The sequence below is a fragment of the Psychrobium sp. MM17-31 genome, from assembly GCF_022347785.1.
GTDB lineage: Bacteria > Pseudomonadota > Gammaproteobacteria > Enterobacterales > Psychrobiaceae > Psychrobium.
Genome location: NZ_JAKRGA010000002.1, coordinates 662,808 through 684,255, shown reverse-complemented (window position 1 = coordinate 684,255; position 21,448 = coordinate 662,808). Strand labels below are relative to the sequence as shown.

Here is a 21,448-nt window from a genome sequence, read left to right as displayed (position 1 = left end):
TATCTCTCATAACATTGTTTAGGAGTTTCACTTATAGAGAGCTAACAATGACTACTGAATTATTTATCGCGCTGGTTATCTTTGCCACAGTTTCAACCTTTACTCCGGGGCCAAATAACCTAATGTTGATGTCTTCTGGCGCCAATTTTGGATTCAAAAGAACACTGTCTCATATGGCGGGGGTGGTGCTAGGATTCGCTGCGATGGTAATTTTAGTTGGGTTGGGGTTAATGGGAATTTTCGATGCGTTTCCTATCACTCATACGGTGTTAAAAATCCTTAGTGTGACTTATTTGATTTATCTGTCTTATAAAATAGCACGTGCTGGAGAAGTGAAAAACGACGCAACAAGCAACGCTAAACCATTAACTTTTCTTCAAGCCTGCGCGTTTCAATGGGTAAACCCAAAAGGCTGGACAATGGCACTGACGGCTATCAGTGTTTACTCGCCGGATCGCAGCCTAATGTCGATTGCTATCATCTCGGCAATTTTTGCAATCATCAATATACCGACGGTAAGTATATGGACTGTTCTTGGCCAAAAAATCAGTTTATTTTTAAACAACCAACGCCGGTTGGCGCTATTTAACTACACCATGGCAGCGTGTTTGCTGGCGTCGATTTATCCGGTGTTGGTTTGATTAGAGTGATGAGATGTTTTTAGGCCTCTGTAGTTGTTGTCCCAACAACAGATGCTGGTCCTCTTTTAGCCCCTATCATATTAATTTCGCTATATGGATCACCAATGAGGTATAGTTTAAAACTATCATCGAATAGTTCTATTAATACGGACCAAGGGCCAGATACGCTATCGCTTCCCTCTAACGTTGAATTCAAGGTTCCTGATATGATTCGATATTCCCCCGCTAGTCTGGTGACTAAATGAGCCCTTTTCATAGATTTCCATGATTCCTCTATCTTCTCTTCAGTATTGTCATTCGCTGTTGAGAAAGCTTCAACGCAATCAATAATCGCGTGGTTTTTTTCTCGAGTTTGATCGGATATCTCAAACTTAAGTTTTGACAACTTAAGTAATGCAGGGTCGTTAGAGTTGGTGGAGCCAAAGTGCAGGGTTATTTTATTTTTTCCGAGAGAATCATTCATCATAATCTTCCTTATACTGGGTTAAAGTTAAACCCGCCCAGTTGAGCGGGTCAGGTTTCGTCTTCCTAAGAGTACGCATTGCTTTATTTAAAGCAGTGCTATAGTTCTTTGATTGAATAAGGTATTGGTAAAAGTATTCTATTAATTGTGCAGAGGAACGTGAGGGAATTGCCCATTGGCTCGCGATTACATTTTTTGTCCCGCCACGTGCAAATGCTAATGCCAAGCTGTCGCTTGGTTGCTTGAATCTGGTTTGGCCGAGGTTTCCTTCACATGCAGTGAGTATCACTAATTGTGCATTGTTCTTTAACTGTTCAATTTCGTAAATATTTAAGTGATTATCTATTTGGGCTCCTTGTGGAGTAAGAGCGGTAAAACTAAGGCTTGCCTCTCGAAAGCCAGAAAGGGTTGCGAATCCGTGAGTTGCAACATGAATGATTTGAGGCGTTTCCTTTAATTCTGATATAAACCTGTTTTTAGTTGCATCGTATCCTGAAAGTAATAGTGGGGTTGTATCTTTGAAAGATAATTCGAGTGCATCAATTTCACGTTGAGTTTGCTTTATTCTCGGAAGTAAGTCATTGGGAACAGCTGGCTGAGCACTGTTGGCTACTCGTTTGTCATTATTAGAGAAAACTGGATCTGCAACAGCTAGGATTGCGCCTACTTGCTTAGGATCGAAGTGAAAAGAAGGGGTTAAATTTATGGATTTGTTAATGTGGTATTTATCTAATAAAAGTAAGTCTTGCCAGGATTTACTTGTATTAAGCGGCAAGATACTAAATGGTAGATTCCATAGAAGTCCACTTGGAATGATTGTTAATTGTTCTTGAGAACTATTTTCAAGAGATGATGGTATTAGAGTTTTTCTTAAAGCCATCGATTGTTTGAATGTATCATTATTCCGATTCTTTAATGCTGATAAAAGTTGGCTCACTCGCGTTTCTATTTCAGACTTTTTAGGTAGAAATTCGATCGAAATATTATTTTCACTGTGAATAAAAGCGAAAGATTCTTGTGAAAATAGAACATATTGAATAGTTATGCCTGACGCCGATGATTTTGCTTTACTAAATGTTTGAGAAGGGAGTTGATTGTCATCAATAGAATTAATAAAAGTGTTCTCTAATTGGAGTAATGTGAATATAACATCTATGACATTTTCTCTATTCAAGGGAGCTGTCGATAAGTTTTTAGCAAGTTGTTCTCGTTTGTTTTGATGAGTGAGTAGATGCCTTTGCTGACTAGAAAGGAGGAGGTTCGGTAGATTGATTTGGCTAGCCTCTCTTAGATATGCATTATTTCCTGTGAAATTAAACAAGTGAATGAGTAACTTTGTTTTTTAAATAGAAAAGCTCAGAAAATTGCTCGAAGAAAGTTCTCTTTAAACCTGAATTTTGGAGGTATAAATATTGTTCTTGTACAAGGGCCAAAGCTTGATCAATTATTTGCTCGGCTTGTATGTAATTTTTGAGCTGAAATTGAATATTACTTAATAGAGTTAAATAACTTGCTCTTTGATTGAATGTTGTTGAAACACTCTCAATAGAAATCAAAATATTATAAGCTTGTTGATATTCATTTAGTTTTATCAATTCTCTAACTAAAGCTAAATAGACTTCAACATGTTTTTCTTGAGCTAGATCTGCGCTAGAAATAAGCTGTTTAAGTTTTTCGATTCTAGATATGGGAGAACTATAGTCGAATGATAGAAACAATAAAGTAGTGCTGATGTGCAAACTTGAATTGTTTCGATTGTTTATTTTTTTTATAAGAATATCACGATAAGTCTTTGCCGATTTTATATCCCCTATAGCTATTGAACTTTTAGTTAAGAGAAATAAACTGGTTGTGTAGAGATTATAATGGTCATTGAGTTGGTCGGAACTAAATTGGTGAAATACGAACTTTGCAAGGTAATTTGCAATATCTGGTTGAGCATTTTCTAGATATATGAAGCCAAGTTCGATGATAGCGCTTTTCAGTCGTGTTTTATCATTGAGTTGATTATAGATATTTATCGCTGACATTAAGTTGATTAAGGCATGATTTCTTTCTCCTAAACTTTTGAGTCGAGTTGACTGTTGCTGAGATAAAATTGCGGTTCTAAGTAGTACATCTCTTCGATTATTGGTAGTGATTTTTACTTTTCCAATAGTTTTTAAGGAGTCATGACCAACCTTGATTCCTTCTGAATAATTGCCAGACTTAAAGTGTAAATGAGCTATGTTGCCTTGCATTATAGCAAGTTCATAGGGCGAGTTTTTTAATAGTCTTTCGTCAATAATAGCTTGGAAGCAACTTAATGTATTTGAAGACTTTCGTTGTAAGTAGGCAGTACATAAATCAGTTCGGGCATTTTTGTACAGATATTGATTATTAAGATTATGGGCTAGTAATATCGATTTATTCAGATATGAAAAAAGCTGTTCTTCGTTAATAAATTCGGGCAAGAGTAGTGCAAGATAATAGTTTATTAAGAGTTCTAAAGAGTCTGAAGTTTTTTGTGCTGCTAAATTATTTAATGTTGTAAATGCAATTTTCTTTTTACCTATATCGCTATTGATAATTCCCTGATTAAAAATTAGTTGTTGGAGCAAATTAGGATATTGTAAGTTAGTAAAGTTGTTTATGGCGGCTCTATTTTGACTTGAGAGTTTTTTTATCGAATCTAGAAAGTCTGCGGGAGATTGAATATAGGAAAAATAACTTTGTATACTTTGTGTGGTCAAATTATTGAAAGCAATTTTAACGTTTGAAAAATCTGTTGTATGCCTTTCAAGTATATAGCTATTGACTAAGGGTTTTATTTCATCACGAGGATACGTTGGAGATATTTCTAATCCGATTTTGTCTCCAATTTTAACTTCCTTCGATACAAAATCACTCCCTTCGCTAAACCCAAACATGTCCATGTAAGCTTGAGGTTTACCATCAATCCACAATCTTTCATAAAAAAAATGGCCGCGTTGTTTAACTTCGATTATTAGTAGGCCGTCTTCTTCAATTTCAAATTTTACGACTGGCTTGGCTTCGTTGGTTATGGCAACTGTGAACTCTTGTTTTTCGATGCCTTGCTTGATCACTAGCGGTACGGTATTGGCGTGAATATCAAAGCTCAATAGGCAAAAAGAAAGACAAAGATAGGCAACAATTCTCATGGCGATACCTGCAAGATAAAGCTGACGGATTGTTGGTAAATAAGCGGCTTGATATCGAGGCGATATTGGTTAGAGGGAAGCGCTGATTTCTTGATATTGATGACTAGCTCTTCTTGAGCATTGGGTTTGACGATATCGTTGAAAACTATTTTTTGTGAGGCGACGTCGGTAATGGTGACATCAAATGCTGGCGGCTCCATGTCATCGAGCGCAACAACGAATTGATAATTGTTACTGTCGTCTTGAGAGCTAAGGTGAACTTTAGGGATATTTGAACTGCGCAGTTGTTCGATGTAAACCGTTTGGTAACTCTCATCTTGTGTCAGTTGAGGCCATGTTAATGACAGGGTAATTGCTATAAAAATCGATGCAGCCAGTGCTACGACATAGTTGGTTTTAGATTGAGTTTCTGGCGAGTTCTCAAGGGCTACGATTTGACCTTTGTCGCTGGCAATATCGGTGAGGTTTTGTGCGCCATTTAGCATGGCTTGCTCCAGCGCTAAATCGTCTTGTACGCTTGGGGTGTTGAGTAGCCAGATCTCAAAAGCTTCTTCTTGTTCAGGTGTGAGGCGATTGAGTAAATAATCGCGTATTTGTTGTTGAAAAGGCGATGAATTATTCATGATTGGTTCCCTTGATGTTGTGACGAAACCATTGGCTAATACTCGTCATGAATGTGGTGTTAGAGCTGGACAATATTTGTTTTTTAAGGCGCTGTTTTGAGCGGTAGATGACTTTATCGAAGTGGTTAGGTGTGATATCCAATTGCTGACAAATTTGTAGCTTGTCTAGTTGAGAAATGTAGAAGCTGGTAAGAATTGTCCGGTCACGCTCGTTTGTAAGCTCATTGATTACATTGATGACCATAGTCGCGAGTTGACGTTGTTCAATTTCATCACTGGCTGCTGGTTGGTTGTCCGTAAGGTTGTCAAGGGTGGCAGAGTCACTAGCATCGACATATTTATTGTTTTTTCGAATCATCATTAGCGCGTTGTTTATAGCGGTAGACCTAATGAAAGCTGTTAATTTAGTGGGATCTTTGATTTCGTTATTTTTTATCTTGTTGAGGACAATAATAAATGCTTCTTGGGTGGCGTCTTGGCAAAGTTCGGTATCTGGAAATTTACGTGTGAGAATAAAGTGAAGCCGAGTGCGATAGAAGTTGATTAGTTCGGTTTCGGCGCTGGCGTCACCTTGTTGAATTCGAGCAACAATAGCGACAGGCTCAAAGTTGTCACTTTGGGCTTTCGATGCTTTGTTATCGATAACTTGGTTGTCACTGACTACTCTAAGCACTGTCCTTTCCTTAACAATTACTGCATTAAATTGTTAGTGCGGGGCGGGGGAGGATTCTCTCACCCAGATTCATAGCTTAGTCAATAATTTCAAAATCGCTCGTAATTTAAACAAAAAAGCCTCGAACGAATCGAGGCTTGAGTTATTTTCTGTTGAAAAAAATCAGTTACTTTTTCGATTTTTTCTTCGGTAGCGGTAATAGCTTTTCGTCGGCTTGTGCCGTTAAGTAGGCAACTACAGACCAAGCTGCAACATTTTGCGCTAGTTCCGTTGGATTGATTTTATCCAAGGTGTCGTTTGGCGTGTGATGGTAATCGAAGTAGTCTGTACCGTCTTGACGCAGGCTAAATACAGGAACGCCTTTCGCTGGCAGGATTGAAACGTCTGGACCACCGCCAGCTTTGTTGTTACCTGTGTTGATACTAAGTGGCTTTAATACCTTGTGGATGTGTGCCATGACATCTAGATTGTCAGGATGAACTTGGGTATCGAAACGCCAGATATTGCGTGCGCCGAAGTCTGATTCACCCGCAAGTTTGATTTTGCTTAAATCATTGGCGTCGCGATATTCTTTAGCGCCAACTAGGCCGCCTTCTTCGTTAGCGAATAATACTACGCGAATAGTACGCTTAGGCTTGAGCTTTTTGATTTGATAAGCTGCCGACATAACGATACCTACACCAGCACCGTCGTCTAGTGCACCTGTACCTTCATCCCAAGAATCTAGGTGAGCGCCGATCAAGATATGTTCGTCAGGGTATTTGCTACCAGTAATTTCACCAATGACGTTATAAGACGTCTTTGGGCTGTAGGCGCGAGTTTCTAATTCCATGTTAACGCTGATTGGCTTACCACGTTTTTTCATTTGCATTAGCATCATGGCATCTGAGGTAGAGATTGCACCCGCTGGGATCTTCTTAACGCCGTCTTTGTAATTCATGTTACCCGTGTGAGGAAAACGCGATGAATCGGTGCCAATTGAGCGAATAATTAGGCCGATAGCGCCTTTTTCACTAGCTACTGATGAACCAATCGAACGACCTGCTACAGTGGTGCTGTATTCTTTACCTTCTAAATGACGGTGCATGCGGGCATCGATGTAAACGATTTTTCCTTTAACTGTTTTAGGATCGGCTTCGCGCAGTTCAGCAACTGAATCAAAAAATACTAATTCACCTTTTAAGCCACCTTTTGGCGTAGCAACACTATCGCCTAATGCAGTGATAGCAAGTGGTTGTGGGAAAGGAGCTGTAATGCTGGCTTTAGCAAAACCACGCTCCCAATGGCGCACTTCAACTGGTTGTTTGTAAATCTTGTCGAAGCCTAATTCTTTAAATTTGTCTTCTGCCCACTTAACCGCTAATAAATCTGCTGGCGTGCCAGCTAAGCGCGGTCCTACTTCTACAGTAAGTGATTCAACTAGGTCGTAACCTAGGTTTGAGCGCAGTGCACTGTCGCGCAGTTGGTGAGCTTTTTCGAGTGATGCTTTGTCGATTGAATCATTAGCTATCGCAGGCATTGCTAATGCGCCAACCATAGTTAAAGGCAGAAGAAGTGACTTCATTGTTTTTCCGTTAATTTAGTTGAGAAAGGGAATTATTCTAGAGGGTGTAAGATGACAATACAATGATTGAAATAGAATGTAACAAACTCGATTTTCAGACATAAAAAAACCGGCAAATGCCGGTTTCTTTAACTGAACAATCAGAGTCTATTAAAGCGCTTTAACTAGAGCGTTTAAACGAGACTTATGACGTGCAGCTTTGTTTTTGTGAATTAAACCTTTAGTCGCGTAGCGATCTAAAATTGGTTGTACTTCAGCGAATGCTTTAGTTGCATCTTCTTTGTTACCAGCTTCAACAGCAGCCATAACTTTTTTCATGTATGTGCGCATCATTGAGCGGCGGCTTGCGTTATGCTGACGATTTTTTTCAGCTTGAATAGCGCGTTTCTTAGCAGATTTAATGTTAGCCAAGGTTAACTCCTAGAACTTTGCTTGTGCGAGACAATTTTAAGGCCGGGGATTATGCCCGATTCTTGGCCTAATATCAATCGCAATTAATTAAAAGTAAGACACAACAGTCTCAATTTTGGTTTAGTTTTACCATGTTTGGCAAAATTGTCTGCGTTGTCGTTGTGAAAAAACTCGCAGTCCAAAGATTGACCGTTATGATAACGGGCGAATTCTACCAACATTTATTGGTCAGTCCTAGCCCTATTTGGGATTTTATTGGCATAAAGTTAAAAATGTTGACGAGTTCGCATTTGGTAATTGTTTTCTCATATTAATTAGCTTTTTGAAGCAAAGCTAAGATTCCATTTGCTTTTATGATATAGGTCTATAATCTATAGCGTCTGCTGTATACCGTGGCAGTAATTTAATAAAGGAATTATTATGAAAATCAAATCGATGATTGCAGTTTCGACATTGTTGTTTTTGGGGGGATGCTCTACGTATTCTGTAGATCGTTATTCTGTATCAGTTGATAATGTCTCAGCTATCAAAGCATATAAAGAAAACCCAATTAATATTGGTAAATTCACAGCCTCTGAATATAAAAGAGAAATAATGTGTCGGGGTGTTGGTCCTATTAAGACTCCTGATAATCAAAATTTTGAGCAGTTTATTCGAAAAGCACTGATTGATGAGTTGAAATTAGCTGAAGCCTTTTCTGAGTCAGCTCCTGTAATCATTACAGGTAATTTAGATTTTATTGATTTCTCTTCAACTTCCGGGAAATGGAATATTGGTTTATCTTTGAAATCATCAAATGGTAAGACTATGTCAGTAAAAGAGAACTATGCTTTTACGTCCAGCTTTTACGGCGAAACGGCTTGTAACCAAACAGCACAAGCATTGATGCCAGCGGTTCAAAACCTGATTGGTAAAGTTGTAACTAATCCAAAGTTTGCAGATTTAGTTAGATAAAAAACTGATAGGGAAGCTCTAATGAGCTTCTCTATTTACTTAGTAATATTCGAAACTCTTTCTTCTTATCATCGTCATCTAAGCGCCCGTATTTAAAGACAATGTCTTCCTTACCATCGCCATTTAAGTCGCCAGTTTGAACGGCAAAACCGTTTTTGGGTAGAGAAGTTCGATAGCGTTTAGAGCGCTTGCTAAACAGTCGCTTTCTTTTTTGTCCGTAATAAACTTTTAGTGTCTTTTCGCTGCTAGATAATAGAAGATCTTTCAAACCATCGTTGTTTAAATCCACTAGTTCAATGATGGGGCTACCGCTCTGTCCTGAACTAATGCTAAAGCTTAGTTCTACCTCTTTTTCAACATCAGCATCTTCGCCGAATTTATTGTTGGCGTCGAGTTTATATAGGTAGACATCTTGGTCGACGTTGCCAGACATTAGTGCGCTAATAATTTGCGATACGCCGATATCAAAGCCTGATAGCATTATTTCTTTGACGTTATCGTTATTAATATCGACTAAGCGCAAACCTGTTAATGTCCCTTCACCCTTGATCACGGTATCTGCTTTGTCGCTGTAGGCCAGTTGATTGTTTTGATTGCGGCCGAAGAACACTTCAAAATCATTAGCTCTATCGAGAACGCCAGAGCTTTGGGTATATTTCACGACTAAGTCGCTAATTCCGTCACCGTTGACATCTGTCATATCTTCGAGTGTGCGATAGATAAGATTGGTTTGATCGAGACTGTCACCTGAGGCATCGCGCTTATCCCACCAATCGATACCGCTAATGGCCTCATTAACGTCGATACTTGAACGCGCAAATGCTATTTGTGATTGCGTGGTATTTGCGGGTGTTTGGACGTAACTAATTAGTTCACCTTCGCCAGCTTGAATGATATCTAGCAAGCCGTCGAAATTGGCATCGGCGATATAGATCTTGGGTTTAATAAACTCAGCAAAATCATCTCCCATTTTTATCTGTGGCTTGATGTTGATGGATTCTTGATTCATTCGATTGCCATTGCTATCGAAAATCGCCAATCCATCAAATTGGGTAATGACAACGAAATCTTGCCCTTTGTCGTTGAGTTGATAGACAAAATCGTCTTTAGCAATAAATTGTGGCTTGGGATCGAGAAAGATCGAGTTGATCGCAGCAATGGTTTTTATCTGGGCTGGTGAATCTGTTGCTGCAGGCTCAAAGGTCATCAAGCTATCGTGAGTTTGAAAGTAGATTTTTTGTTGTTTGACGTCGTCTTCGCTGATATCAAAGCGTGATATCGATTTATCCAGTTTTAGTTGAGCTGCTATTTCAACGCTGTCTTGTACCTGCTTATAAATAATTAACCAATACTCGTTGTCTTTATCGACACCAAAGGTGACTAATTCTTTACCTGCATCGGGAAGAACATCGGCAATGTGCACAGGGTGAGTTAAAGAGGTTGGAGAAGTTATTTTTAATTCTTGAAATAAATCATCACTCTTTTTCGCTGAAAATGCTTCTTGGGTGGTTAAAAGTAGTAATAAGGGTAAATACTTGGCAATTTTCATGTGAACTCCCTTTAAACGAAAACTGGTTATTTGTCACTATTCAGAATAGTTTAAGAATACTTTTAGCGGGAAAAGTTCCAAAGATAGATTTCGGTTGCTGTCATTAAGCAGTGATTTCGTTAGACTATGGCAAATTGTTAGTTTCGATTGTTGGTTTAGGGATATTTCTTTGAGTAAAAAGCTACTGCGCTCCGGCCTTATCGTCAGTGTCATGACGTTTTTATCACGTATTTTAGGATTAGTACGTGATGTATTTTTAGCGCAAATACTCGGTGCAAGCGCCGTAGCAGATGTTTATTACTTGGTGGCTAAGGTACCTAATTTCTTACGCCGTTTATTTGCCGAAGGGGCGTTTGCACAAGCCTTTGTTCCGGTGTTGAGTGAATACCAAACTAACAAGAGTGAAGATGAAGTTAGGCGCTTAATTGCTAATGTTTCGGGGACGTTAGGAACAATTGTCACCATAGTTGCGATTTTAGGCGTTATTGGCTCACCAATGTTGGCAGCGCTTTTTGCTAATGGTTGGTTTTTGGAATGGCTAAACGACGGCAACGATGCTCATAAGTATGAACTTGCCTCTTTCATGCTTAAAATTACCTTTCCTTATATTTGGTTTATAACATTAGTTGGTTTATCAGGCTCTATTCTCAATGCGATGGGGCGTTTTGCTGTTTCTTCATTTACCCCTGTTTTTCTTAACTTATCTATTATTAGCGCGGTTGTCTTTTTCTCGCCGCACTTCGATGAACCTGCGATTGGTATCGCTTGGGGCTGGTTTTTAGGCGGTTTAGTACAGTTGCTGTTTCAAATCCCCTTTTTATACAAGGCAAAGATGCTAGTTCGTCCCAAATGGGGCTGGCATGATGAAGGGGTGGTGAAAATACGCACATTAATGATCCCTGCATTATTTGGTGTGTCAGTGGGGCAGATTAACCTGCTATTAGACACTGTCATCGCATCATACCTCAATAGTGGTTCGGTGAGTTGGTTGTTCTATTCGGACCGCTTATTAGAGTTTCCATTGGGTTTATTCGGAATTGCGATAGCAACGGTTATTTTACCGTTATTGTCGCGTCAGCATAGCGGTGACAATACTCATTTTAAGGCCACCATGGATTGGGGCGTGCGCATGGTGATGCTTATGGGGATTCCGGCAATGATTGGTTTGATTGTGTTGGCGCAGCCAATGATTAATGTCTTATTTTTCAGAGGTGCTTTTACTGCGCATGATGTCACTATGGCGGGCTATTCTTTAATGGCCTATGCCTGTGGTCTACTGAGCTTTATGTTAATTAAGGTTTTAGCGCCCGGCTTTTATGCCCGCCAAGATACTAAAACACCAGTGCGAATCGGCATTAAAGCAATGATTGCAAATATGGTCTTTAACCTAATTTTAGTGGTGAGTTTGGGTTATGAATACGGTTATATTGGTTTAGCCGGGGCAACGGCGCTATCTGCAACTTGTAACGCATTTTGGCTTCATCAGCGCTTGAAGCAAGACGGTATTTTCCATATTTCGCTGCAAACATTACTCTTTGGCGTCAAAGCCTTTGTTTCTGCGGGAGTGATGGCGGCGGTTGTATTGTACTTAATGCCACAGCAATCATTCTGGATTGATGAGTCATCATTACTTAAGATTTTTGAGTTAACTAAATTAATAGTTGTTGCGGCTGTGAGTTATTTTGCGGTATTCACCGCGCTAGGTTTACGGCCGAGACATTTGAAGAGTCACGCTCAGTAAAAGGTTAAATAATCACCTCAGTAACAGAAAAAGGCGCCCTAATGTATAAAACAGGGCGCCTTTTGTATGTCTAAATAGGGATTATAACTTAGATACGCTATAGCCTTTGTCTTTTAACATTTTTATAACACTGTCTTCGCCAGCAAGGTGACCTGCGCCCACTAATACTAGCTCCTTGTCTTTGTCATTAAGCATCTCGCTAATTTGAGGGACCCAATTACGATTGCGGTCAGTGAACAAGGTGTCATATGCTTCGTGATCTTTGCTTTTGGCTTGCTCCAATATAAGAGAGTCAATGGTTTTCATGTCGCCAGTGCGCCATGCTGCAATGAGTTTTTCAAGCTGTGGTTTGAACTTGCTCATCTCTTTTAGGGTGTCGAGAATGAAAGCTTCTTCTTTGTCTTTACCCATATTGGCCATCATGTTTAGTTGAAATTCAGTCGACTCAAGGTAATCGATGGCTTTATTATCTTTTTTCGCTAGTTTATCGAAATAAGAGTCTACGCCTTCGCCGGCCATTTGTGCTTTATGCGCTTCCATTACCGTCATCATGCTAAGAATAAAGCCTGGTTTAAATCCATTTAATTCGTCTAAATTTAGACCTAGACCACCTAAGTATTGTTTTAACTCTTTATAAGTCGACTCACTAATTTTTTGACTTAATTTTTGACCCGGAGGGTAGGCGAGCTTTTGGATCATTGCCATTTGTGCTTGCTGATCTTGTGGATCCGGTAGCTTCGCTTCTAACACGATTGAGTCAGCGGCTTTATAGGCCTTATCGAACTCGCTTGGCAACGGGAACTCTGATGGTGGCAAGATGTGGACAGTACCAGCGAGATATAATTCGTTTTGACCGTTGCTTACCTTCCAAACTGCGGCATCTGCAAAAGCGGTGGTTGATACTGCGCCTGAAAGAAGAATTGCGCTTGCTGTTAGTGATTTGATGATTTTAGTTGCTTTCATAATAGTTCTCTTTTTAAAGTTCAAAGTTAGTTTGTTTAAAGTGTGGTTTTAAAATTTTAGGTTGTTAAAAGTTACAGTCTTAATTTGGCACTAATTAGCTGCGTTAATTGCTCGTCTAGCTGCGTTGTCATTGAGGTCATAAACTGGTTTAAACGCTTGTCGCTTTGCTTTGTGATTTCTTGCGTTAGTTTTTGCTGAACTATCGAGTTATTGATGTTGTGTTTAGTGTCGGCCTCACAATGTGTTGGGATTGCAAGTGATGCTGCAAAAACGGTCGCCATAACTAATGTATTGATGTTTTGCTTTGTCATATCTATGTCCTTTTAAATTCTCAGCTCTAATGAAACGAGTTAATTAAATAAGTTAAGTAAATTGTGTTGTTACTACTTGTTGAATTAGGCGTTGTTTCGTTGTTCGCCTTGATTCGATGGGGACAAGATTAGTGAGAAATTTTTGCAAAGTCGCTTATCAAACTATTAGCAATCAATTCATAACTATTTGGTGATATTAACTGTTGTTTTTATTGAGGTATTTGGTTTAATATCGAATCCTTATTAAAACCTTATGAAGAACATATCTGATGATAAGGTTTGAGTTTTAAGTAATATTTATCAATAGTTTAATTGTTGTTTTGACGTTTTTTATCATTTAGCAGGTAAATCAGTGAATGTAAAAATAGGACCTTGGCTTTTTGTTAGTGAGCGTTGTCTCATTACGTCAGATAGCATTGAGCGCGAATTAGATCCGTTGAGTTTTAAACTACTGAGTTATTTTGTTGCCAATGAAACTCGAATAATTACTCGTCAGGAGTTAGTTGAAAGTGTTTGGCAACAGTCATTCGTTGATGACAATGCGATTAATCGTGCAATTTCTGAATTAAGAAAGCAGCTCAGTCATCCTGATTTAGTCTCTGGCATCATTAAAACTCACTATCGAAAAGGCTACAGTTTAACGGTTAGTGTTGAGCGTGAAACTCCTCAATCTAACGGTGAAACGGCACAGCTACAGAGTTCGTGGCAGGAAGACGTTGTAGAGCAGCAACAAATTAATCCAGAACGCACTGTTGATGTATCGGTGAAGGCAACTGCGTCAGAAGATTTTGCAGAGCAATCAAGTAGTCCATCTTACCCGCAGCAATCGCAAGCGATAAGCTCGAATAAGCTTGTTAGCACATTAATAACTATTATTATGTTGTTAACCATTGTCGTTGGTTATTTGTGGGTAACGGGGCTTCAGACGCAGACTAGCGATCAATCGACGAATAATGGCGGTGAAGTTGATAAAACTTTTAACAACTCTGTGCCTGAGCAAAACTACAAATTCTCCATCACTTCTGCAACGTGGAATCACGGCGGTGAATCTAATCCGCTCATTTCTTCAAATAAGACTTTTTTTGCTTACAGCAATATTTATCAAGGAGCGGTTAATACCTATGTAAAAAGATTGAGCGATCAAGCTGAAGTGATATTAAAAGCTGACGATTACGATGTCGGAGGGCTCTCTTGGCAAGTTGGCGAAAGTAAATTATTAACGCTATTAGTGAATATTCCTCGCAAAGAGTGTCACTATGCCTTATTTGATATGTCGACATTCCCAGATGTTGAACCACCTAAAAAGCTTAAAACTTGCCATTCGGTGAGCAATGGTTATGGGCAGCTTGATAAGTCGGGTGAGAATTTGTATTACACCGAATTACCTGAAGGCTTCTCTGGTGCTGCTATATATCAATATGACTTAACTAAACAACGCAGCAAAGTATTGGTGCCGCCAAGCGACAATCCAAGCGGAGTCATTCAACTTAGATTATCGCCTAATGGACGTTATCTGGCGTATCTAAAAGCACAGCTCAAAACACCGATGCGCGTTTATATTTTGGATCTTAAGACTCAAGAAACGCGTTTATTACATCAAATGTCTATAGAACATCTAAATTTTGCGCTTAACTGGTTTGATAATGGTAAGCACCTGTTAGTAAGCGAATATAACAAGCTTATTAAGGTTGATATCGATACCGCAATGGTTGAAACGATTACTTTACCTGAGCAGTTGTCGCCGTTCTATGCCGCGCTAGAATTCGATAATCAGTTGTTAGTTGCGCAACAAGATATGCAGCAGTACCAAGTTATTGAAGGTAAAGGGTTATTTGAAGGGGGCCAAGCACAATTTGAAAGTCCGCATTCTTCCGAAAGTAGCGACTATTTTCCTGAAGCGTCGCGAAGTAACTCTGCTGAATATTATTTTGTATCACGCCGCACAGGGAATGGACAGATTTGGCGCAATAGAAATGGCGAACTAGAACAGATCACCAACTTTGATACATCTTTTTCCACCTCATCGCTTGAACTTTCTCAAGATGGTAAGTGTTTACTATTTCTGCAAGATAGCAAAGTAGTGTTTTTAGATTTGAATTCAAATCAGCTTCACGTAATTAACGAGTTAGCTGATATCAATATCACTAATGCAGTTTGGGGTGAGAAGCCACAATTTATTTACTTTACTGCGGTGAAAGATACCAACAAGTATCTAGCAAAGTTTGATTTAATGACACGTCAAACGACGCCTATTGATGCCAGTGATGTCAAGAAGCTGTTGACCGATGGTAGAGGCAATGTGTTTTATTTATCGAGTAACTACCTTGTTGACGTTGCAAGCGGCAAAAAGCACGTTGTGACTGTGCCAGAGACTGGCCTGGTGTTCGTAGATATGTCTGAAAATTATCTTTTCGGTACTGATGCGCTTAAGAGTTTCTACCGAATGTCGTTAGATTCTGGCGAGCTTGAAAGTATTGCAATTCCGTTTAAACAACGCGATTTTTCAGTGGTTGACGACAACACGGTTATTTTTACAAAACGACAATATAAAAATACCTCGATAAAACGCGTGTCGTGGCAGCTGCAATAGATTTTATTTTATGCCAATTCGGTCGACTATTTTTACTGCGCCTTAGGCGCTAATGGTATATAATCCGCCAGTTTTATGGGGCAAGAGATAGCTTGGTTTTATGCAATTAATTCGCGGTATACACAATATTGATACGCAAACCTCCGGTTGTGTATTAACTATTGGTAATTTTGATGGCGTGCATCTAGGTCATCAAGAAGTGCTTAATGGATTGAAACAACAAGCAAAAGCATTATCTCTGCCCAGTACGGTGATGACGTTTGAGCCGCAGCCACAAGAGCTGTTTAATGGCAATGAAGCGCCAGCAAGACTTTCTCGTTTACGTGATAAATTGAGCTTGTTAGCGCAATATGACATCCAGCGCTTACTTTGTGTGCGTTTTGATAGTAAATTCTCGGCGATGAGTGCTAATGATTTCATCGAGCAACTGCTAGTAAAAAAACTCGGTGTTAAGTTTTTAGTCGTCGGTGATGACTTCCGCTTTGGCTACAAGCGCCAAGGTGACTTTGAGATGCTAGTTGCCGCTGGCAAAAAGCACGGTTTTGAAGTGGTCAGCACTCAAAGTTTGAAAGTGTCTAATCATCGGGTTAGCAGCACCTTGATTCGTGAAAAGCTAAAAAGTGGTGATGTTGAAGCCGCTGAAGCCATGCTCGGACATCCATTTGTGATTAGTGGCCGCGTACGTCATGGCGATAAAAAAGGCCGAACTATTGGTTTTCCAACGGCTAATATCGCACTCGATCGCAAAGTATCACCAGTACAGGGCGTATTTGCCGTTGAAGTAACGCTTGATGACTGCACTTATCAAGGCGTGGCCAATATTGGTAAACGACCGACAGTGAATGGACATCGCATTCAACTAGAAATACATTTATTCGAGTTTAGTGGCGATATTTATGGCAAATGCCTAGATACGCGAGTTTTGACTAAAATTCGAGATGAGAAAAAATTCGAATCTTTTGATTTGCTTAAGCAGCAAATTGAAAGAGATGTTATTGCGGCCAAAGCGTATTTTGGCGAGTAGTGACCGTATAATTTTATAATTTATTGACCTGTTATAGGCGTGAGTAATAATGAGTGATTACAAAAAGACCTTAAACCTGCCAAAAACTTCATTTTCTATGAAGGCTAACTTGGCAAACCGCGAGCCAATGATGCTTAAAGCATGGGACAAAGCGGATCTTTACGGCAAAATTCGTGCGGCTCGCAAAGGGCGCAAGAGCTTTGTTTTACATGATGGCCCTCCATACGCCAACGGTGATATTCACATTGGTCACTCAGTAAATAAAATTCTTAAAGACTTCATTATTAAGTCAAAAACTATCGCTGGCTATGATGCGCCATACATTCCTGGTTGGGATTGTCACGGTCTGCCAATTGAACTACAAGTAGAGAAAAAACACGGTAAGCCGGGTCAAAAGATCTCTGAAGCTGAATTTCGTAAGAAATGTCGTGCTTACGCACAGCGTCAAGTTGATGGTCAACGCAAAGACTTTATCCGTTTAGGTGTGTTAGGTGATTGGCAAAATCCTTATCAAACGATGAACTTTGATTTCGAAGCTAACATCGTACGCTCTATGGGTAAGATCATCGACAATGGTCACCTGCAGCAAGGCGCTAAGCCAGTTCACTGGTGTTTAGATTGTGGTTCGTCACTAGCCGAAGCGGAAGTTGAATACGAAGACAAAAAATCACCAGCAATCGACGTGCGTTTTAACGCGGTAGATGAAGCACAAATTCTAGAGAAAATGGGCATCGACGCAGCAAACGGTGGCGAAGGTACTATTTCTACAGTTATCTGGACAACAACTCCTTGGACATTGCCTGCTAACCGCGCGTTGTCAATGCATGAGAGTGTTGAATATGTATTAATTCAGCTAGAGAAAGATGGCGCCAAAGAGCGTCTGATCTTGGCTCGTGAGTTAATGGATAGCGCGATGGAGCGTTACGGTGTTGAAAACTACAGTGTACTTGGCGAGTGTGCTGGTAGTGCGCTTGAATTAGTACGCTTTAACCACCCATTCTACGATTTCGATGTGCCAGTAATTTTAGGCGACCACGTTACTACTGATTCTGGTACGGGTATCGTTCACACCGCACCTGGCCACGGTCAAGAAGATTACGTGGTTGGTAACAAATACGATATCGAAGTAGCTAACCCAGTAGGCGCAAATGGTGTGTATTTAGAAGGTACACCGTTGTTTGAAGGTCAACACGTCTTTAAAGCTAACGATGCTATCGTTGAAGTGTTAACTGAAAAGGGCGCGCTACTTAATCATCAGCCGCTAGTTCACAGCTACCCGCATTGTTGGAGACACAAAACGCCGATCATCTTCCGTGCTACGCCGCAGTGGTTTATTAGCATGGACAAAAATGGTTTGCGCAGCCAAGCAATGGGCGAAATTGAAAAGACACAATGGATCCCTGATTGGGGCCAACAACGTATCGAAAACATGGTTGAAGGTCGTCCAGACTGGTGTGTATCACGTCAGCGTACTTGGGGTGTACCACTAACTGTATTTATCAATAAAGATACGAACGAACTGCATCCGAATACCTCTGAGCTATTAGAGCAAGTTGCTCAGCTAATTGAAAAAGAGGGTATTCAAGCGTGGTTTGATATCGAGCCAAGCGAGTTCCTAGGCGAAGGCGGCGAGCAATACGTTAAGGTGACTGATACCTTAGACGTATGGTTTGACTCTGGTGTAACTCACGCTTGTGTGGTTGACGCACGCGAAGAGTTATCTGGCCCTGCTGATTTATACCTTGAAGGTAGTGACCAACACCGCGGTTGGTTCCAATCATCACTAATGACTTCTGTAGCTATGAATGGCAAGGCGCCATACAAGCAAGTACTTACTCACGGCTTTACCGTTGATGGTGAAGGTAAGAAGATGTCTAAGTCATTAGGTAACGTGATGTCACCACAGCAAGTGGTTAACCGCTTAGGTGCTGACATTCTGCGTTTATGGGTTGCTTCTGCTAACTACACTGCTGAAATGACCGTTTCTGATGAGATCTTAGATCGCAGCGCCGATGCTTATCGCCGTATTCGTAACACTGCGCGTTTCTTACTATCAAACCTTAACGGTTTCGATGGCAAAGATGACATCGTTGCAAATGAAGATTTAGTGGCGTTAGATCGCTACATCGTTGGTCGTGCGCATCAAGTTCAACAAGAAATCGTTGAAGCTTATGAGAACTACCAATTCCACACTGTAGTACAAAAGCTAACGCATTTCTGTTCTATTGAACTAGGTAGCTTCTACTTAGATATCATCAAAGACAGACAGTACACTGCCAAAGCTGATGGCCTGCCACGTCGCAGCTGTCAAACAGCGATGTACCACATTGCGCAAGCACTAGTACGCTGGATTGCACCAATCTTAAGCTTCACTGCTGATGAGATTTGGAAAGCACTACCAAACAACGAAGAAGAGTTTGTATTCACCGCTGAGTGGTATGAAGGCTTAACGGCGTTAAATGACAACGAAGAGTTTAACGGTGAGTTCTGGAATCAAATCCAAGAAGTTCGCGATGCCGTGAATAAAGCGATGGAGCAAGCGCGTCGTGACGAGGTTATCGGTGGCAGTTTAGCGGCCAACGTTACCCTGTATGTAAGTGATGAGCTAGCAGCGAACTTAAATAAGATCGCTAGTGAATTACGTTTCGTATTAATTACGTCGAACGTGACTATTGAAACTGGCACTGCTGCCGATAATGCAGTTGAGACTGAAGTTGAAGGTCTTAAAGTATTAGTTGAAGCGTCAAGTGGCGAGAAGTGTGACCGTTGTTGGCACCACCGCGAAGAAGTGGGCCAAAGCGAAGAGCATCCACTACTTTGTGGCCGTTGTATTACCAACGTTGACGGCGAAGGCGAAGAGCGTACATATGCCTAATTCAGCTCAGGCTGCTAATGCCAAACCAGCATTAGCGCAAAGTGGCATCATGTGGCTGTGGTTAGCAGTTGCGGGTTTAGTGGCAGATCAAGCCACTAAACTTTATGTACTGGCTAACTTTAAGCTGCACGAATCAGTAGATGTATTGCCATTTTTTAATTTTACTTACGCCCAAAACCGCGGCGCAGCCTTTAGCTTTTTAAGTGAAGCTGGTGGCTGGCAACGCTGGTTCTTTACCGTGATTGCAGTTGGTGTGAGTGGCTTACTCATTTATTGGATGCGCGGATTACATAAATCTAAGCGCATGTTAAACATCGCTTATGCCTTGGTGATTTCAGGTGCTATTGGCAATTTAATTGATCGCCTTAGTTATGGTTTCGTGGTGGATTTTCTGCATCTCTATTACGAAAACTATCACTGGCCTGTGTTTAACGTTGCCGATATCGCCATTTGTTGTGGCGCGTTTTTAATTATCTTCGATGCCTTCATCAATAAAGATGAAGAAGCAGCGAGCAAAGAGTCAAACTAATGATTACACAAACAAGCGAAATTATCTTTCACGTTACCATGAAGCTAGAAGACGGCTCTGCTGCTGACAGCACCAAGGTAAATAATAAACCAGCTAAGTTGCGCATGGGTGATGGCAGTTTGTCACCGGCATTTGAGTCTAACTTAATGGGTTTAAAAGCAGGTGATGAAAAGGAATTTACCTTATTTGCGAAGGACGCGTTTGGCGAAAATAATCCTGATAATATCTACCATATGGATCGCAGCAAGTTTAGCGAGTCAGAGTTAGAAGTTGGTGCTATTATCATGTTCGATCAGCAAAATGGCGCACAGATCCCTGGCGTTGTTCGCGAAGTGGTTGGCGACTCAGTCACGATCGACTTTAACCATCCGCTAGCTGGTCAAACTATTACCTTTGCCGTTGAAATAATTGAGGTTAACGAGTAATGAGCGTACAAATACTTCGCGCTAATCCACGTGGTTTCTGTGCTGGCGTAGACCGCGCAATCACCATTGTTGAACGCGCGCTCGATTTGTTTGATGCCCCAATTTACGTGCGCCACGAAGTGGTACACAACAAATATGTTGTAGATGGCTTGCGTGAACGCGGTGCAGTATTTGTAGAAGAGCTCCATCAAGTGCCAGATGACTCAACGGTTATCTTTAGTGCTCACGGTGTTTCACAAGCGGTGCGTCAAGAAGCAAAACGCCGCGATTTACGCGTCTTTGACGCTACTTGTCCATTAGTGACTAAAGTTCATATGGAAGTTGCCCGTTCAAGCCGCCGCACCACTGAATGTGTACTTATCGGTCACAAAGGACACCCTGAAGTCATTGGTACTATGGGCCAGTATTCAAATGAAGACGGCGCCATGTATTTGGTGGAAACGGTCGAAGACGTTGCCAACCTAGTGGTCAATGACGAGAGTAACCTAAGCTATGTAACGCAAACCACCTTGTCGGTTGATGATACTAAAAACATCATCGACGCGCTGCGCGAACGCTTTCCTGAAATCGAAGGTCCGCGTAAAGACGATATTTGTTACGCAACGCAAAACCGCCAAGATGCGGTAAAAGACATCTCAGCCAAGGTTGATTTGTTATTAGTAGTTGGTTCTAAAAACAGCTCTAACTCAAACCGCCTGCGCGAACTAGCTGAGAAAAACGGCACCACTGCTTATCTTATCGATAACAGCGATGGCATCGATGCCAGTTGGTTAGATGGCGTCAAAGCTGTTGGTGTTACCGCTGGTGCTTCTGCGCCTGAGATTTTAGTCAACCAAGTGATTGAAAAACTGGTTGAACTAACCGATGGTGAAGTCGTAGAGAATCCTGGTATCGTTGAAGATACTGTGTTCGCAGTACCAGTAGAACTGCGTTAATCGCAATCTCACATCA

The 21,448-nt window shown here is 40.7% G+C and carries 19 protein-coding genes; 9 read left to right on the top strand and 10 right to left on the bottom strand.

Features of this window, described 5'->3' with window-relative positions; genetic code table 11:
* The first annotated feature begins 47 nt into the window (after positions 1-47).
* On the top strand, positions 48-641 hold the full coding sequence (locus MHM98_RS07550; RefSeq protein WP_239438652.1) for a LysE family translocator: 594 nt from the start codon (positions 48-50) through the stop codon (positions 639-641).
* Between the two features lie 19 nt (positions 642-660).
* On the opposite strand, the gene MHM98_RS07545 is transcribed toward MHM98_RS07550, so the two are convergent.
* The 7 genes from MHM98_RS07545 to rpsT form a co-directional block, all read right to left on the bottom strand.
* Positions 661-1,104 (bottom strand): hypothetical protein, encoded by a 444-nt coding sequence (locus MHM98_RS07545; protein ID WP_239438651.1) that lies wholly within the window; start codon positions 1,102-1,104, stop codon positions 661-663.
* Positions 1,097-2,278, bottom strand: a complete 1,182-nt coding sequence (locus MHM98_RS07540; RefSeq protein WP_239438650.1) for a CHAT domain-containing protein — start codon at positions 2,276-2,278, stop codon at positions 1,097-1,099. Before MHM98_RS07540 ends, MHM98_RS07545 begins: the two co-directional genes overlap by 8 nt.
* A gap of 139 nt (positions 2,279-2,417) precedes the next feature.
* A complete protein-coding gene (locus tag MHM98_RS07535; RefSeq protein WP_239438649.1) occupies positions 2,418-4,265 on the bottom strand; it encodes a hypothetical protein in 1,848 nt (615 codons plus the stop codon).
* The gene (locus MHM98_RS07530; protein WP_239438648.1) at positions 4,262-4,888 is read right to left on the bottom strand and encodes a hypothetical protein; all 627 of its coding nucleotides are present in this window, start codon (positions 4,886-4,888) and stop codon (positions 4,262-4,264) included. The genes MHM98_RS07535 and MHM98_RS07530 overlap by 4 nt, the downstream gene beginning before the upstream one ends.
* Positions 4,881-5,561 (bottom strand): sigma-70 family RNA polymerase sigma factor, encoded by a 681-nt coding sequence (locus tag MHM98_RS07525; RefSeq protein WP_239438647.1) that lies wholly within the window; start codon positions 5,559-5,561, stop codon positions 4,881-4,883. The genes MHM98_RS07530 and MHM98_RS07525 overlap by 8 nt, the downstream gene beginning before the upstream one ends.
* Before the next feature lie 166 nt (positions 5,562-5,727).
* The gene (locus MHM98_RS07520) at positions 5,728-7,125 is read right to left on the bottom strand and encodes a M28 family peptidase (RefSeq protein WP_239438646.1); all 1,398 of its coding nucleotides are present in this window, start codon (positions 7,123-7,125) and stop codon (positions 5,728-5,730) included.
* A gap of 150 nt (positions 7,126-7,275) precedes the next feature.
* Positions 7,276-7,536, bottom strand: coding sequence for a 30S ribosomal protein S20 (gene rpsT, locus MHM98_RS07515; protein WP_239438645.1), 261 nt, complete (start codon positions 7,534-7,536; stop codon positions 7,276-7,278).
* Between the two features lie 420 nt (positions 7,537-7,956).
* Between rpsT and MHM98_RS07510 the strand changes: the two genes are divergently transcribed.
* Positions 7,957-8,490, top strand: a complete 534-nt coding sequence (locus MHM98_RS07510; RefSeq protein WP_239438644.1) for a hypothetical protein — start codon at positions 7,957-7,959, stop codon at positions 8,488-8,490.
* A gap of 31 nt (positions 8,491-8,521) precedes the next feature.
* On the opposite strand, the gene MHM98_RS07505 is transcribed toward MHM98_RS07510, so the two are convergent.
* On the bottom strand, positions 8,522-10,039 hold the full coding sequence (locus MHM98_RS07505) for a VCBS repeat-containing protein (RefSeq protein ID WP_239438643.1): 1,518 nt from the start codon (positions 10,037-10,039) through the stop codon (positions 8,522-8,524).
* Between the two features lie 169 nt (positions 10,040-10,208).
* Between MHM98_RS07505 and murJ the strand changes: the two genes are divergently transcribed.
* Positions 10,209-11,780 (top strand): murein biosynthesis integral membrane protein MurJ, encoded by a 1,572-nt coding sequence (gene murJ, locus MHM98_RS07500; RefSeq protein WP_239438642.1) that lies wholly within the window; start codon positions 10,209-10,211, stop codon positions 11,778-11,780.
* Between the two features lie 81 nt (positions 11,781-11,861).
* On the opposite strand, the gene MHM98_RS07495 is transcribed toward murJ, so the two are convergent.
* Both MHM98_RS07495 and MHM98_RS07490 read right to left on the bottom strand, forming a co-directional pair.
* Complete coding sequence (locus MHM98_RS07495) at positions 11,862-12,743, bottom strand: TraB/GumN family protein (RefSeq protein ID WP_239438641.1); 882 nt, start codon at positions 12,741-12,743, stop codon at positions 11,862-11,864.
* A 71-nt stretch (positions 12,744-12,814) separates the two neighbouring features.
* Positions 12,815-13,054, bottom strand: coding sequence for a hypothetical protein (locus MHM98_RS07490; protein ID WP_239438640.1), 240 nt, complete (start codon positions 13,052-13,054; stop codon positions 12,815-12,817).
* Positions 13,055-13,406: 352 nt separating this feature from the next.
* On the opposite strand from MHM98_RS07490, the gene MHM98_RS07485 reads away from it, so the two are divergent.
* The 6 genes from MHM98_RS07485 (at position 13,407) to ispH (ending at position 21,432) form a co-directional block, all read left to right on the top strand.
* A complete protein-coding gene (locus MHM98_RS07485; protein WP_239438639.1) occupies positions 13,407-15,644 on the top strand; it encodes a winged helix-turn-helix domain-containing protein in 2,238 nt (745 codons plus the stop codon).
* 100 nt (positions 15,645-15,744) lie between these two features.
* Entirely contained in the window at positions 15,745-16,668 is a 924-nt protein-coding gene (gene ribF, locus MHM98_RS07480) for a bifunctional riboflavin kinase/FAD synthetase (protein ID WP_239438638.1), read from the top strand.
* Positions 16,669-16,717: 49 nt separating this feature from the next.
* Positions 16,718-19,543, top strand: a complete 2,826-nt coding sequence (gene ileS / locus MHM98_RS07475; protein WP_239438637.1) for an isoleucine--tRNA ligase — start codon at positions 16,718-16,720, stop codon at positions 19,541-19,543.
* On the top strand, positions 19,536-20,072 hold the full coding sequence (gene lspA, locus MHM98_RS07470; RefSeq protein ID WP_239438636.1) for a signal peptidase II: 537 nt from the start codon (positions 19,536-19,538) through the stop codon (positions 20,070-20,072). Before ileS ends, lspA begins: the two co-directional genes overlap by 8 nt.
* A complete protein-coding gene (gene fkpB / locus MHM98_RS07465) occupies positions 20,072-20,497 on the top strand; it encodes an FKBP-type peptidyl-prolyl cis-trans isomerase (RefSeq protein WP_239438635.1) in 426 nt (141 codons plus the stop codon). The genes lspA and fkpB overlap by 1 nt, the downstream gene beginning before the upstream one ends.
* Positions 20,497-21,432, top strand: coding sequence for a 4-hydroxy-3-methylbut-2-enyl diphosphate reductase (gene ispH, locus MHM98_RS07460; RefSeq protein ID WP_239438634.1), 936 nt, complete (start codon positions 20,497-20,499; stop codon positions 21,430-21,432). The genes fkpB and ispH overlap by 1 nt, the downstream gene beginning before the upstream one ends.
* Positions 21,433-21,448: the final 16 nt, after the last annotated feature.